Genomic DNA, 15,207 nt, shown 5'->3' with positions numbered 1-15,207 from the left:
GGTGCGCAGCGTGTCGACCAGCCCCGCCGCTGCCATCGACTGCAGGGTCCGGTAGACGGTGGTCAGCCCGATGTTCTCGCCGCGCCGGCGCAACTCGTCGTGCAGCTCCTGGGCCGATCGGAAGTCGTCGAGCGTGTCCAGCAGCGTCGAAATCGCCGCCCGCTGCCGGGTGGAGCGCACACTGGTGCCGCTCACTTGTCCTCCCCGGCATGCGCGACGGCGTCGATCACGATATGCGCCAGGTGATGATCGGCCAGCCGGTAGAGCACCTCGCGCCCCGACCGTTCCCCGGCGACCACGCCCGCCGCCTTGAGGATCTTCAGATGCTGGCTGACCAGCGGCTGCGGCACACCCAGGGCGTCGACCAACTCGTGCACGCAGCGCTGGGACTCACGCAGCTGAAGCACGATCGCGATCCGTACCGGTGCGGCCAGCGCGCGCAGCAGCTCACCGGCAGCGTCGAGAATGTCCCGCGGAGGCGGTGCCGGGAACTCGCACGACGCGCCGTGCGGGTGGTCTTGTAGCAGGGCGGGGACCAGTTCGTCGCCGTCGGCTGCCGTTGACGTCGGGGGGGACATGTTGATTCCACTGTCACATGCGTAATGACGCATGTCAAAGACCGAGTGGTCGATCGCTACGATGACGGTGCTCATCATCCCCATCCCGCAGACAGGAGTGCACCATCTCGTGGCGTCCGTCATCGACACCGTCGTCAACCTGGCCAAACGGCGCGGGCTCGTCTACCCCTCCGGGGAGATCTACGGCGGCACCAAGTCGGCCTGGGATTACGGGCCGTTGGGGGTGGAGCTCAAGGAGAACATCAAGCGGCAGTGGTGGCACTCGGTGGTCACCGGCCGCGACGACGTCGTCGGCCTGGATTCCTCGATTATCTTGCCGCGCGAGGTGTGGGTCGCCTCCGGGCATGTCGAGGTGTTCCACGACCCACTGGTCGAGTCGCTGATCACGCACAAGCGCTACCGCGCCGATCACCTCATCGAGGCCTACGAACAAAAGCACGGGCACCCGCCGCCGAACGGGCTGGCCGATATCCGCGACCCGGATACCGGCGAGCCCGGCCAGTGGACCGAGCCGCGCGAGTTCAACATGATGCTCAAGACCCACCTCGGGCCGATCGAAACCGAGGAGGGGCTGCACTATCTGCGGCCGGAGACCGCGCAGGGCATCTTCATCAACTTCACCAACGTGATGACGACGTCGCGCAAAAAGCCGCCGTTCGGCATCGCGCAGACCGGCAAGAGCTTCCGCAACGAGATCACGCCCGGCAACTTCATCTTCCGCACCCGCGAGTTCGAACAGATGGAGATGGAGTTCTTCGTCGAACCGTCGACGGCGCCGCAGTGGCACCAGTATTGGATCGACACCCGGCTGGCCTGGTATATCGACCTCGGCATCGACCGCGACAACCTGCGGCTGTGGGAACACCCCAAGGACAAGCTCTCGCACTACTCAGATCGCACCGTCGACATCGAGTACAAGTTCGGCTTCGTCGGTAACCCCTGGGGTGAGCTGGAAGGGGTAGCCAACCGCACCGACTTCGACTTATCCACGCACGCAAAGCATTCCGGAGCGGACCTGTCGTACTACGACCAGGCCGCCGACGCCCGGTATGTGCCGTACGTGATCGAACCGGCGGCCGGGCTGACGCGGTCGTTCATGGCGTTCTTGGTCGACGCCTATGTCGAGGATGAGGCTCCGAATGCCAAGGGCGACATGGAAAAACGCACCGTGTTGCGGCTTGATCCGCGGCTGGCACCGGTTAAGGCTGCGGTGTTGCCGCTATCCAGGCACGCGGACTTGAGCCCCAAGGCCCGCGATCTGGCCGCTGAGTTGCGCAAGTGCTGGAATGTCGAGTTCGACGACGCCGGCGCGATCGGACGGCGTTACCGGCGCCAGGACGAGATCGGGACGCCGTATTGCGTGACGATCGACTTCGACTCGCTCGACGACCATGCGGCCACGATCCGCGAACGCGACGCCATGACGCAGGATCGGGTCGCCATCGACGCTGTTGCCGATTACCTGACGGTGCGGATGAAAGGCTGCTAGCCACCTCTCGCGCGAGCGTGCGTGTCCCCGGCAGACACGCCGAGCAAATCCCGTAGACAGCGCACGTTCGTCATCCACAAGGCTGGCTACCGCCCGGACTGCGACGGTTGCACGATCCAACGATGACAGACGATCTGGACATGTTCTTGGCCAACCAAGGCGGAGTGGCGACAACCGGGCAACTACTAAGGCATCTCGGCCGCGCAGGATTCGAAACCCGCGTCGCGCGCGGTGAACTCGTCAGCGTGTGGACTGGCGTCTACGCTCAAACAGATCCCGACCTGCCGATGCAGGTGCGGGGTTTGGACCTGCGAGCCGGTGAACCCGTCGCAATTTGCCTCGGAACCGCCGCCGCCGCTTATGGATTCGACACCGAAGATACCGTTGACCTGCACGTGCTGAACCCGGCCGGGCATCAGCTGCGTGACTCCGACGGTCTGATCGTGCACCGTCGTGAGGGTGCCCCGCTGAGCATGGTCGACGGCAGGCCGGCCACCGAACCAGGTTGGACGGCCGTCGAAGTCGCACGCGGTCTGCGCCGGCCACGGGCGCTGGCAACGCTGGACGCAGCGCTGCGCAGCCGAGCCTGTGATCGACGCCAGCTATACAAGGCGTCTGCTCTTCAGGCTGGACGACGGGGCATCGTCCACGTGCGGGAGTTGATCCCAATGGCCGCCGTCGAATCGGAATCGCCAATGGAAAGCGAGGCACGTCTGGCGATGCACGACGGCGGGCTCCCCCCGCCGGTACTGCAGTACGAGATCGTCGACCGCAACTGGCAGACATGGCGGGTCGACTTCGCGTGGCCCGACCGCCTGGTCGCCGTCGAGTACGACGGATTCGACTGGCACAGCGGCCCCGACGACCTGCGCCGCGACCGACAAAAGCGTGCCGCGCTGCGAGAAGTCGGATGGACGGTGCTCTCAATTGTGGGTGATGACGTGCGGCGCCGCTCCTGGGACATGGTGCGCCGGATTGACGCCGAGTTAGCCCGCCCGCGGGCGGCGTGAACGTGCGCAAACCCGGAGATTAGACCGGCGCGTCGGCCGGGGACACGCACGCTCGCGGCGAAACGCGGCAAGCACCGCCCTGGCAGACTGTGCAGCAATGACCCCGCAGGATGCCTACAACGACCTCGACCGCCAGCGGTTGGTGCATGAAGCACCCAAGACCGCCGGACTGCCGGGCGCCGAAGGCCAGCACCGCACCGACTTCGCGCGCGACCGTGCCCGCGTCCTGCACAGCGCAGCGCTGCGCCGGCTGGCCGACAAAACGCAGGTCGTCGGCCCCCGGGAGAGCGAGAACCCGCGCACCCGGCTGACCCACTCGCTGGAAGTCGCCCAGATCGGGCGGGGCATGGCGATCGGGCTGGGCTGTGATCCCGACCTGGTCGACATGGCCGGGCTGGCCCACGACATCGGGCACCCGCCGTATGGGCACAACGGGGAGGACGCGCTCGACGAGGTCGCCGCGGCGTACGGCGGCTTCGAGGGCAACGCGCAGAACTTTCGGATCCTGACCAGCTTGGAACCCAAAGTCCTTGATCCGCAAGGACGTAGCGCCGGGCTGAATCTGACCCGGGCAGCGCTGGACGCGGTCACCAAATACCCGTGGACTCGTTCTGCCGAGCGGCGCAAGTTCGGTTTTTACGATGCCGACCGCGGCGCGGCCGCCTGGATGCGCGCGGGCGCGCCGCCCGATCGCGGCTGTCTGGAAGCGCAGGTGATGGACTGGGCCGACGACGTCGCGTACTCGGTACACGACGTCGAAGACGGGGTCATCTCGGGGCGCATCGACCTGCGCGTGCTCGCCGACGACGACGACGCCGCAGAGCTGGGCAAGCTGGGGGAGAGCGCATTCTCCCGGGTGAGCGCCGACGACCTGGTTGCGGCCGCGCAGCGGCTGTCGCGGCTACCGGTGGTGGCCGCGGTCGGCAAGTACGACGCCACGCTGCCGGCGTCCGTCGCGCTCAAACGGTTGACCAGCGAACTGGTCGGGCGGTTCGCCTCGGCGGCCATCGCGGCCACCCGCTCGGCCGCCGGGCCCGGCCCGCTGGTGCGCTATGCGGCCGACCTGCAGGTGCCGGAGCTGGTCCGCGCCGAAGTCGCGGTGCTGAAGATCCTGGCGTTGCAGCTCATCATGTCCGACCCGCGACATCAGGAACGTCAACGTGCACAGCGCGAGCGGATTCACCAGGTCGCTCGCTGGCTGCTGGCCGGCGCGCCGCGAACCCTCGACCCGATTTTCGTCCCGGCCTTCAACACCGCCACCGACGACGGCGCCCGGCTGCGGGTCATCGTCGACCAGATCGCCTCCTACACCGAGGGGCGACTGGAACGCATCGAGGCCGATTAGTCGCGTGGGCGCTCTACACTGAGCCGATGGCCGGCCGTATCTCCGATCGCGATATCGCCGCCATCCGCGAACGGGTCCACATCGATGAGGTCGTCGGAGATTATGTGCAGCTGCGGCGCGCCGGTGCCGACTCGCTGAAGGGTCTGTGTCCGTTTCACGACGAGAAGACGCCCTCGTTTCATGTGCGGCCCCAGCACGGCCACTTCCACTGCTTCGGCTGCGGCGAAGGCGGCGACGTGTACGCATTCGTCCAGAAGATCGAACACGTCAACTTCGTCGAAGCCGTCGAACTGCTGGCCGACCGGAGCGGCTACACGATCAGCTACACCGGCGCGGCCACCAGTGTGCAGCGCGATCGCGGCAGCCGCAGCAGGCTGCTGGCCGCCAATGCCGCGGCGTTGGCGTTCTACGCGGAGGCCCTGGAATCGGCCGAGGCCGCGCCGGCCCGCCAGTACTTGACGGAGCGGAACTTCGACGCCGACGCGGCCCGTCACTTCGACTGCGGGTTCGCGCCGTCAGGCTGGGATCGCCTGACAAAGCACTTGCTGCGCAAGGGCTTTGAATTCAAGGAGCTCGAGGCTGCCGGCCTGTCCCGAGAAGGGCGCCGCGGTCCGATCGACCGGTTCCATCGGCGGCTGCTGTGGCCGATCCGCACGCCGGCCGGTGAGGTGATCGGGTTCGGCGCGCGGCGGCTGTTCGACGACGACCCGATGGAAGCCAAGTACGTCAACACCCCCGAGACGCTGCTGTACAAGAAGTCGTCGGCGCTGTTCGGGATCGATATGGCCAAGCGCGATATCGCCAAGGGGCATCAGGCCGTCGTGGTGGAGGGCTACACCGACGTGATGGCGATGCACCTGGCCGGGGTGACGACGGCGGTCGCATCCTGCGGCACCGCGTTCGGCGACGAGCACCTGGCGATGCTGCGCCGACTGATGATGGACGACAACTTCTTTCGCGGCGAACTGATCTATGTGTTCGACGGCGACGAAGCGGGCCGAAACGCTGCGCTCAAAGCCTTTGCCGGCGAGCAGCACCTGGCCGGCCAGTCCTTCGTCGCGGTCGCGGCCGACGGGATGGATCCCTGCGATCTGCGGTTGGCGTCCGGGGACGGCGCGTTGCGAGATCTGGTGGCGCGCCGAACCCCGTTGTTCGAGTTCGTGATTCGCTCTGCGCTGGCTGAGATCGACCTGGACAGCGCCGAGGGCCGGGTGGCCGCGCTGCGGCGCTGTGTGCCGATGGTCGCCCAGATCAAGGATCCCACGCTGCGTGACGAGTATGCGCGCCAACTCGCCGGCTGGGTCGGGTGGCCGGATGTTGCCCAGGTGGTCGGTCGGGTGCGCGAAGAAGCCAAACGCCCCGCGCGTAGCCGGTCCCGGCGCAGCGATACCGCACCCGCCGAAACCGGCCCGGCCAAGCCCGCCACGCTTCGTCCCGATCCCCGCGACCCGACGCTGTGGCCGCAGCGCGAGGCGATCAAGTCGGCGCTGCAGTATCCGGCGTTGGCGGGCCCGGTGTTCGACGCGTTGACCGTCGAGAGCTTCACCCATCCCGGCTATGCGGCGGTGCGCGCGGGGATCGACGCGGCCGGCGGCACCGCCGCGGGAATCACCGGGGCGCAATGGCTTGATGCGGTGCGCCAACAGGCATCGTCGCCGGCAGCGGCCGGGCTGGTCAGTGAGTTGGGCGTCGAAGCCATCCGGGTCGACGACGACGACAAGCTGCCGCGCTACATCGCCGGGGTGCTGGCCCGGCTGCAAGAAGTCTGGGTGGGTCGCCAGATCGCCGAGGTCAAGTCCAAGCTGCAGCGCATGTCACCGGTCGAGCAGGGCGACGAGTATCACGCCTTGTTCGGCGACCTGGTTGCGATGGAGGCTTATCGGCGCAGCCTGCTCGAACAGGCCAGCGGCGACGACCTGACCGCCTGAGGCGATCGCAAGCTCGGCGAAGCCGAGTGCAGCGGGTCGCCGACCGACAGGCTCAGAGGCGATCGCAGTCAGGTCGCGCTGCGCTGCTTTTGCTGCTCCACGACGGTGGTGGTGGTGTCGATCTCGGTCAACGTCACCATCCGCGCGTCGGGTGAGACCCGGTTGGCGACCTTGCGTCGGCCCGCCTCGATCAGCGATTTGGCGGTGGGACTGCTGGTCAGGGCGCGGTAGGTGCCGACCATCTGCTCGTAGCGGCGGCGGCCGGCTTTCGCGCCCAACACGTAACCCAGCCCCAATACGACGACATACCGGATCAAAGCGGACCCTCCCAACAATGGTGCGTGGCTCCATCCTGCCTCACCCAAGCCGGTAGCGGCGCGCCGACGCTGGTGACTTGGCGCGGCCGCATGCCCGTAAGCTAGAGTCATCCCTCGTCGTGCGGTTGCTTCCACGGGAGCTGGGCAGTCCCCTGTAGCTCAATTGGCAGAGCATTCGGCTGTTAACCGAAGGGTTCCTGGTTCGAGTCCAGGCGGGGGAGCCACGACCAAGCCCATCAGTCCGGCAGATTCTCCGGGTGCAGCATTTCTGCGTAGCGCAGTTCCTCGGGGATGCCGAACCCCCCGACCAGCGTCTCCGCATACGGCCGCAACTGCCGGCACCGCTCGTTGATTCCGCGAGTAACCGCCTTGGCCCGGTCGGTGGACAGATACCGGTGCTCGATATACCACGCCTTGTCGTCCTCGATCACCGACAACGCGTACAGGTCGCAGACCAGGTCCAGGATCTCGCGGGCCTTTTCGTCCTCACACGAGTCGATCCCGGCAACGAACGACTCCAACAGCACCCGATCGATATGCGCGGTCGCGGCGTGCAGCACGTGATCCTGCACGGCGTTGAAGGCGTCGAACGCGGACATCTCGTTGGATTTGCCCTGCAGCCGGCGCGCTACCGACGACAGCAGGTACTCCTCACGGTCCTCGAACATCGTCACCTGGGTCCCCCGGTTGAACAAACTGCCCTCTTCTTCGTTGTCCTGCCGGGCGTCCACGATCCTTTGAATGATAGTCTCTGCCGCAGTACGTTTCATCACCCGATCGCTAACGGCGTTGGCCGCGAAGCGAACCCATTCCACCGGGCTCATGCTGCGGATGTCGTCGGCGTAGGCGGTCAGCAGTTCCTTGGCCACCAACTGGGTCAGCACGTGGTTGTCGCCCTCGAAGGTGGTGAACACGTCGGTGTCGCCCCGCAGCGCGATCAGCCGGTTCTCCGCCATGTAACCGGCTCCGCCGCAAGCCTCCCTGGCTTCCTGAATAGCCCGGCTGGCGTGCCAGGTGTTGGCGGCCTTCAAACCGGCTGCCCGCGATTCCAGTTCGCGCTGTTCCTCGGCGTCCGGGGCATCCGCCGTCTGCAGATCGTGGCATTTGGCCACCAGTTCGTTCTGCGCGAACTGCAAGGCGTAGGACTTGGCGATCAACGGAAACAACCGGCGCTGGTGCACCAGGTAATCCATGATCAGCACCTCGTCGTCGTCATCGGGTGCGCTGAATTGCCTGCGCTGCAATGCATATCGGGTGGCAATATCCAGTGCCAAGCGGGCCGCGTTGCCTGCGCTGCCGCCCACGCAGACCCGCCCGCGGATCAGTGTGCCGATCATGGTGAAGAACCGGCGGCTGGGGTTTTCGATCGGCGACGTGTAGGTGCCGTCCGGGCCGACATCGCCGAATTTGTTCAGCAGGTTCTCCCGCGGAACCCGGACGTGATCGAACACGATGCGGCCGTTGTCGACGCCGGGCAGACCGCCCTTGTAGTGGTTATCCGACGTCGTCACCCCGGGTAGATCGTTGCCGTCGTCGTCGCGGATCGGCACGATGAAGCAGTGCACGCCGTGGTCCACCGGCTTGCCGTCCTCTGAGGTGATCAGGCGCGCGAATACCGCCGCCACCATAGCGGTTTCGGCGGCGCCACCGATGTACTCCTTGCGCGCTGACGGGGTGGATGAGTCTATGACGAACTCCTGGGTGGCCGCGTCGTAGGCCGCGGTGGTCTCCAGCGACTGGACGTCGCTGCCGTGGCCCCATTCGGTCATCGCGAAGCAACCTCGCAACTCGAGGTTGATGATCTTTTTCACATACGCCTCGTGGTGACGTTCGGTGCCCAGATTCTCGACGGCACCGCCGAACAGACCCCATTGCACACCGGCCTTGACCATCAGCGACAGGTCCGACATGGCCAGCATCTCGATCATCGTGATCGCCGCGCCGACGTTGCCGGTGCCACCGTGTTCCTTGCGGAAGCCGTCGTCGGCGGCGCCGGCGTCGGCCATGATCTTCATCTGTTCCGCCACCTTGGTGCGGGCGATCACGGTGTTCGGGGTGTGGTGCGGACGGAATACCTCGTCGGTCAGCCGCACCCGCATCTGGTTCTTCACATCGCGCCACCGCCCGTCCAGCGTGTTGCGCAGATGCTCGGCAGTGGTTGTCATGTTGGGCGCCATACCCGACGGTAACGCGGTGCTGTCTCCGCATGCAGCATCGCGGTAGTTATTGTTCGGCGCGGTCGCCATCGCCGCGACCTACCTCGTCGGGAGGCTCGTTGCGTTGGTCGTGTGACGTGAGTGTCGGACGCCCACCGCCGGTCACCGCGTCCGCGGCCTGCCGGATGCGCCGCAGCCGCCACAGCAGGAAGGCGGTACACACCATGCCGAGGGCGATCAGCACCGCCATGTCGAACAGCCACCAGCCCGCCGAGTGGCTCCACGACGCGTCGTAGGCGGTCAGCGAATTGATCGCATGCAGGTCGACGGTGGAAGCCGAGGCCGCAAACCCCCACCGCGACGGCAGCAGCCAGGAGGCCTGTTCCAGGCCGAACCGGCCGGCAAGCGGAAAAGCGCCGCCGGAGAACAGAACTGAGATCAGAACCGCCAGCACCGCCATCAGCGCGAGCTGCTCGGTGTATTTTGCCAGCGACGACAGCGCCAGCGCCACGATCGCCGACACGATGGCCGTGACAACCACGGCCAGGTAGAGCTCGAGCGCCGGGGAGCCGAGCAGGACGGCGCCGCGGCTGGGCGCACCTTTGCCGGCGACCGCGACCGTGGTGATGATGGCAGTCTGGACGATCGCTACGAGGCTCGATACCCCGATTTTGGCGGCCAGGTAAGCAACCGTCGACAATCCGTCGGCTTGCTCACGGCGGAAGAGGAACCGTTCGGCGAATACGTCGCGAATCGTCAACGCCGTGCCCATGATGATCGCGCCGATGTTCAACACCACCAGAATCTCGAGGGCCTCATCGGGACTGTTCCCGTACGGGTCGGCCTGGCCGAGACCGGCATGGCCCGGCACCGCCAGCACCAACCCGCCGAACAGCAACGGCAGCAGCGTCAGGAAGATGAAGTAACGCTGGTCACCGACGATGAGCCAAGCCTGCCGACGGGCCGCGACGGCGATTTGGCGTCCCAGGCCGATGTGCGCCGGACGTTCCAGCGGCTCGACCGGAGCGGCCGGGGCTTGCTCCGGCGGGGTTTCCTGCCGGCGGGCCAAGAACGTGTCGTGGGCGCGTTCGGGGTCGCTGGTGAGTTGCGCGAAAATCTCCGGCCAGTTGGTGGTGTGCAACGCCGCTTCGATCTCGGTGGGCGGCCCGGCGAAGGCGGTCATCCCGGTCGCGGTGAGCATCAGCACCTGGTCACACGCATCGAGGTGGTCCACCGATGTCGTCGACACCACCACAACGCGGCCGGCGTCGGCGACGCGCCGCAGCGTCGCCATGGTCTGCCGTTGCTGCGCCGGGTCTAGTCCGGCGGTCGGCTCGTCAAGGACGAGCAGCGACGGTCCGGTGATTAGTTCCGCCGCCATCGATGCACGCTTGCGTTGTTCGCGCGACAAGCTGCCGACCTGGATGGTGCGCACCCGGGTCAGCTCCAGCTCGCCGATGACCTGGTCGACCAGCCGACGGCGGTCCTCGGCGGAAGTGTCTGGCGGCAGCCGTAATTCGGCGAGGTAGCCCAGGGCTTGTTCGATCGTGAGTTGCAGGTGCAAAACGTCGTCTTGGGGCACCATCCCGATGTGGCGGCGGGCGTCCTCGATGCGCGGGTCGTGCCCGCCGATGGTGACGCCGCCGGTGTCGGGCCGGACCACGCCGCCGATGATGTTGACCAGGCCGGTTCGGGCTGCCTCCGACGGCCCGATGACCGCAGTCAGTGTGCCGGGTTGTGCGGTGAACGACACATCGCCCAGCATCGGTTGCCCGTCGACCCATAACCCCAGCCGATGTACCGCCAGCGCGCCGAGGCGCGGTACGGGACGCGGCTGCGGCGGCTGGTCGGCGGAGACGTCGCCGCGTGGCAACGGACCGGTGGGCGCCTCGTCATGTGGGCGGGGCTCGGCTCGCTTCGGGATCAGCCGTTTCATCGCACCGCTCACGGCACCGGTCATCCGTACGAGGAGCTGGTGTCCCTTACGTTGCGCAGCTGCCAGCCGGGCCGGCGCGGGTTTGGGCATATCGCGGGGTGGTTCGGGTTGCGGCCGGGGCGGTTCCGGCTGCGCCACCGGCGGCGGGGGCATCGGTGGCGGGGGCGGCTCGGGTGATCGAAATCCTTGGGTGGGCAGCTGCGACGGCGGTGCCGACCCGGCCGGATGGGATTGGGGTTGCGGTGGCGGGGGTGACCGTAATGGTTGAGTGGGCAGCTGCGAGGGGCGATGCGATCGCGGCGATGCGCCGGACCGGGGCTGCTTGGGTTGCACCGGCATGACCGGCTTGCCCGGTCGCTGAGCTGGGCGTTGCGGCTGACTTGGCCAAGGCGGCAGCTGTCGGGGCGGCGCGGGCCGCACGCCGCGCGGGGGTACGTTGCGCTGCCCCGGCGGTGCGGTGGCCGGCACGCCGAGCTGGAATACCAGTCGCAGCCCGTGTCGCGGATCGCCGAGGGTTATCGCCCGGCCGTCTCGGATGGAGACCGTTGACATCCGCACGCCGTCGACGTAGATCCCGTGTTGACTGCGGTCGATGGCCACCCACTGCCTGCCGTCATGGTGCAGCACCAGGTGAGTCGGCGAGGTGGACTGGTCAGCGCCGTCGAGACGAACGTCCGACCGGCGGTCGCGGCCCACGGTCACGTCGCGACCGGCGGGAAAGGTGTAGTGGCTCGGTCCGACCCAGACAGTCAACGGGGACGCAAACGCCTCCGTCCGCATGGCAGCCACCTTCCGCACCCATCAAGTTGGGTTAAACAACGTCTGTCTACCCCCCATGATGCGCCCGCAATCCCTGCGGACGTCGCGTCGCGGGTTGTTACCGTACGGTGCCCCGCCGGGGGCTGGGTACGGAATCCTCCAGAAGCCGGCGAAGCACCTTGACGGCTTCGGCCAGCGTCTGGCGGTCGGCGGGCTGCAGCCGGGCCAATTGCGGCTCGATCGCGGCCGCCCGGTCGGCGCGCACCCGCTTGAGCGTGCGGACACCCTCCGGTGTGATCTGGATGCGGACCGCACGTGCATCGGTGGCGTCGGCGGCCCGAGTGACCAGGCCGGCGTCTTCCAGCCGCCGGACCTGCGTGGTCATCGTCGGCTGCGAGCAGTGGTCAACGGCCGCCAGATCACAGATCCGTGCTTCGCCGTGGGCTTCGATCGTCGCCAACAGTCGGGCTTGCGCGGACGGCAACGGCATCTGGATGCGTTGGGTGGCATATCGATTGAGGCGGGCGACCACAGCCAGCACGTCCGCCCCCAGGCCGGGGCCGGCTTCCGTGGTCACGGACGGCGTCATAACATCCATAGTTGCATAGCTTGGCTATCTACGCCAGTTGGCACGCGGCCTTGGTGCGCCGGAATACCCCTCGACGACTGGCAGAATAGGTGAAATGACATCGATCGGCGCAGCGGCTCCGCCCCGACGGACTCAATCGCTGCGTCCCGATGAACTTGCACAGGCGTCGATCATGGCGGCGCTGTGCGCGGCGACCGCGATCATCTCGGTGGTGGTGCCGTTCGCGGCGGGTCTGGCGCTGCTGGGCACCGTCCCGATGGGGTTGCTGGCCTTCCGCTATCGCCTGCGGGTGCTGATCGCGGCGACGGTGGTCGCCGGAGTGATCGCCTTCCTGATTGCCGGCCTGGGTGGATTCATGACGGTCTTCACCAGCGCCTATATCGGCGGATTGACCGGCATCGTCAAACGCCGCCGCCACGGCACCCCGACGGTGGTCGCCGCGTCGTGTTTGGCCGGCGCGATGTTCGGCGGTGCGGTGGTCGTCGCGCTGGCCGTGCTGAAGCGGCTGCGGCACCTGATCTTCGACGCGTTCACCGCCAATGTCACCGGGGTCGCGAGGGTCATGGCGCAGATCGGCCTGGAGCGGCCCGCCGGGGACCTCAAGCGGTTCGTCAGTGTCGCGCTGCACTACTGGCCGTGGCTGATGTTCGGCTCCTCGGTCGCCGCGATCATGGTCGTGTCGTTGATCGGGTGGTGGGCGCTGGCACGGGTGCTGGCGCGGATGCGCGGCATTCCCGACGTACACAAACTGGACGCGCGGATCGAAAGCGGGCCGATCGCACCGATCCCCGTGCGGTTGAGTCAGGTCCGCTTCCGCTACCCGCGCGCTCAGCAGGATGCGCTGCGCCCGGTGAGCCTTCAGGTGCGGGCCGGCGAACATGTCGCCATCACCGGTGCCAATGGCTCGGGAAAGACCACCTTGATGCTGATCCTGGCCGGCCGGGAACCGACGTCGGGCAGCGTCGAACGGCCGGGTGCGATCGGCTTGGGCAAGCCGGGCGGTACCGCGGTCATCATGCAGCATCCAGAAAGCCAGGTGCTGGGCACGCGGGTTGCCGATGACGTGGTGTGGGGGCTGCCGCCCGGCAGTACCACCGACGTCGACCGGTTACTCAGTGAGGTCGGGCTCGACGGGCTCGCTGAACGCGACACCGGAAGCCTGTCCGGAGGTCAACTGCAGCGACTGGCGATGGCTGCGGCGCTGGCGCGCGAGCCGGCATTGCTGATCGCAGACGAGGTCACCAGCATGGTCGACCAGCAGAGTCGCGAGGCGCTGTTGAGCACACTGTCGAGCCTGACCAAGCTCCACCGCACGGCGTTGATTCACATCACCCACCACAGCGACCAGGCCGATTCCGCGGACCACACCATCAAACTCAGCGATTCGCCGGATAACACCGACATGGTCGAGACGACGGTCGCGCCGGTGGCCACCGTCGCGAATCACCAGGGCGACAAGCCGGTGCTCGAACTGGCCGGGGTCGGCCACGAATACGGCAGTGGCACTCCGTGGGCCAAGACCGCGCTGCGCGACGTCAGCTTCTCGGTCTATCAAGGCGATGGCGTGCTGATCCACGGCGGTAACGGGTCCGGCAAGTCCACGCTGGCCTGGATCATTGCCGGGCTGACGACGCCGACTACCGGCACGTGCTTGCTCGACGGCCGGCCCACCCACGAGCAGGTTGGCGCGGTGGCATTGTCGTTCCAGGCGGCCCGGCTGCAGTTGATGCGTAGTCGGGTGGATTTGGAAGTCGCTTCGGCCGCGGGCTTTTCGCCTCGGGAACTGGACCGGGTAGTGGCCGCGCTGGCTGTCGTAGGCCTGGATGGTTCGCTTGCCAACCGGCGCATCGACCAGCTCAGCGGCGGTCAGATTCGTCGGGTGGCACTGGCCGGCCTATTAGCGCGGTCGCCGCGAGCGCTGATCCTCGACGAGCCGTTGGCCGGGCTGGACGCCGCCAGCCGGCGCGGGTTGTTGCGGTTGCTGGAGGATCTGCGCCGGGACCGGGGTCTGACCGTGGCGGTGATCTCGCACGATTCCGCCGGCCTGGCGGAGTTGTGCTCGCGCACCCTGTATCTGCGCGACGGCACGCTCGAACCGGCATCGACGGCGACGAGGGGCACGTTATGATGATTACTTCCTCACTGCCTCGCCGTCCTCCCCGCCCGGTGGTGCTGTTGTGTCCGGTGCCCCGCGGCTCGGCCGTTCACGACCTGTGGGCCGGCACCAAACTGATCGTGGTGGCCGTGATTTCGGTGTTGTTGACGTTTTACCCGGGGTGGGCGGCGATCGGGCTGGTGGCCGCGCTGGTGCTGGCGGCGGCGCGGATTGCGCACATTCCGCGCGGCGCATTGCCGTCGGTGCCGGGCTGGTTTTGGATCCTGCTCGCCATCGGCGGAGGCACTGCGGCATTGGCCGGTGGCAGTCCGGTAATCCAGCTGGGCACAACCTCGCTCGGACTGGGCGGGCTGCTGCACTTCCTGCGTATCACCGCCCTGTCGATCGTACTGCTCGGTGTGGGAGCGATGGTTTCGTGGACTACCAACATCGCCGAAATCGCGCCTGCCGTGGCCACTTTGGGGCGACCGTTGCGCCGGCTGCGGATACCCATCGAGGACTGGGCTGTTGCGTTGGCGCTCGCGTTGCGCGCCTTTCCGATGCTGATCGACGAGTTCCGGGTGCTCTACGCTGCACGGCGGCTGCGGCCTAAGCGGATACCGGGCACGCGCAGGGCTCGCCGCAGGCACCGCGCGTTGGAACTGATCGACCTGCTCGCCACGGCCATCACCGTCACGCTGCGTCGCGCTGACGAGATGGGCGACGCGATCACCGCGCGCGGCGGTGCAGGCCAGATTTCGGCCGCCCCGTCGCGGCCGAAGCTGGCCGACTGGCTGGCCCTGTTGATCGCCTTCGCGGTGTGTGCAGCTGCGCTGGCGGTGGAACTGACTTTAGGCGCCTAGCGTTACGGATCGTCTTGATAGGCCGACCGTGCGGTGGCTTCATCGAGTGTGCGATGAGGGTTTTCAGTGTGTAATCAGGGTGGCTCCGAAGCGAAAATCCCGCCGCACATTCACGCTCGATGCCAAGGATTCACACTCGACG

At 67.2% G+C, this 15,207-nt stretch carries 12 protein-coding genes and 1 tRNA gene; 7 read left to right on the top strand and 6 right to left on the bottom strand.

Annotation, left to right across the window (positions count from 1 at the left end):
* Both ACRDTL_RS18900 and ACRDTL_RS18895 read right to left on the bottom strand, forming a co-directional pair.
* Positions 1-195: transcriptional repressor (locus ACRDTL_RS18900; protein ID WP_431508223.1), on the bottom strand; the 195-nt coding region annotated here is incomplete at its 3' end.
* A complete protein-coding gene (locus ACRDTL_RS18895; protein ID WP_431508227.1) occupies positions 192-584 on the bottom strand; it encodes an ArsR/SmtB family transcription factor in 393 nt (130 codons plus the stop codon). The genes ACRDTL_RS18895 and ACRDTL_RS18900, both read right to left, overlap by 4 nt.
* 91 nt (positions 585-675) lie before the next feature.
* On the opposite strand from ACRDTL_RS18895, the gene ACRDTL_RS18890 reads away from it, so the two are divergent.
* The 4 genes from ACRDTL_RS18890 to dnaG all read left to right on the top strand — a co-directional run bounded on the left by ACRDTL_RS18890 (position 676) and on the right by dnaG (position 6,350).
* The gene (locus tag ACRDTL_RS18890; RefSeq protein WP_431508226.1) at positions 676-2,067 is read left to right on the top strand and encodes a glycine--tRNA ligase; all 1,392 of its coding nucleotides are present in this window, start codon (positions 676-678) and stop codon (positions 2,065-2,067) included.
* A 122-nt stretch (positions 2,068-2,189) separates the two neighbouring features.
* Positions 2,190-3,077 (top strand): hypothetical protein, encoded by an 888-nt coding sequence (locus ACRDTL_RS18885; RefSeq protein ID WP_431508222.1) that lies wholly within the window; start codon positions 2,190-2,192, stop codon positions 3,075-3,077.
* Between the two features lie 97 nt (positions 3,078-3,174).
* Positions 3,175-4,422, top strand: a complete 1,248-nt coding sequence (locus ACRDTL_RS18880) for a deoxyguanosinetriphosphate triphosphohydrolase (RefSeq protein WP_431508221.1) — start codon at positions 3,175-3,177, stop codon at positions 4,420-4,422.
* Positions 4,423-4,448: 26 nt separating this feature from the next.
* Entirely contained in the window at positions 4,449-6,350 is a 1,902-nt protein-coding gene (gene dnaG, locus ACRDTL_RS18875) for a DNA primase (protein WP_431508220.1), read from the top strand.
* Positions 6,351-6,418: 68 nt separating this feature from the next.
* Here the strand turns inward: dnaG and ACRDTL_RS18870 are convergent, their stop codons facing one another.
* Positions 6,419-6,667, bottom strand: a complete 249-nt coding sequence (locus ACRDTL_RS18870) for a hypothetical protein (RefSeq protein WP_431508219.1) — start codon at positions 6,665-6,667, stop codon at positions 6,419-6,421.
* A gap of 148 nt (positions 6,668-6,815) precedes the next feature.
* On the opposite strand from ACRDTL_RS18870, the gene ACRDTL_RS18865 reads away from it, so the two are divergent.
* Positions 6,816-6,891 (top strand) — tRNA-Asn (locus ACRDTL_RS18865).
* 12 nt (positions 6,892-6,903) lie between these two features.
* Here ACRDTL_RS18865 and ACRDTL_RS18860 read toward each other — a convergent pair.
* From ACRDTL_RS18860 to ACRDTL_RS18850, 3 genes are all read right to left on the bottom strand, one after another.
* Entirely contained in the window at positions 6,904-8,844 is a 1,941-nt protein-coding gene (locus tag ACRDTL_RS18860) for an acyl-CoA dehydrogenase (protein ID WP_431508225.1), read from the bottom strand.
* 46 nt (positions 8,845-8,890) lie between these two features.
* Positions 8,891-11,539 carry an ATP-binding cassette domain-containing protein gene (locus tag ACRDTL_RS18855; protein WP_431508218.1) on the bottom strand — a complete coding sequence of 883 codons (2,649 nt, stop codon included), beginning with the start codon at positions 11,537-11,539 and terminating at the stop codon, positions 8,891-8,893.
* A gap of 97 nt (positions 11,540-11,636) precedes the next feature.
* Positions 11,637-12,116: a MarR family winged helix-turn-helix transcriptional regulator gene (locus ACRDTL_RS18850; RefSeq protein WP_431508217.1), complete on the bottom strand. Its 480-nt coding sequence runs from the start codon at positions 12,114-12,116 to the stop codon at positions 11,637-11,639.
* Between the two features lie 85 nt (positions 12,117-12,201).
* Here ACRDTL_RS18850 and ACRDTL_RS18845 point away from each other — a divergent pair, with 85 nt between their 5' ends.
* The gene (locus ACRDTL_RS18845) at positions 12,202-14,235 is read left to right on the top strand and encodes an ATP-binding cassette domain-containing protein (protein WP_431508216.1); all 2,034 of its coding nucleotides are present in this window, start codon (positions 12,202-12,204) and stop codon (positions 14,233-14,235) included.
* Positions 14,235-15,065, top strand: coding sequence for a CbiQ family ECF transporter T component (locus ACRDTL_RS18840; RefSeq protein WP_431508224.1), 831 nt, complete (start codon positions 14,235-14,237; stop codon positions 15,063-15,065). Before ACRDTL_RS18845 ends, ACRDTL_RS18840 begins: the two co-directional genes overlap by 1 nt.
* Positions 15,066-15,207: the final 142 nt, after the last annotated feature.

The organism is Mycobacterium sp. (assembly GCF_050700595.1).
GTDB lineage: Bacteria > Actinomycetota > Actinomycetes > Mycobacteriales > Mycobacteriaceae > Mycobacterium.
The sequence above is the reverse complement of the archived record's forward strand: the minus strand, read 5'-3'. Positions and strand labels throughout refer to the sequence as shown.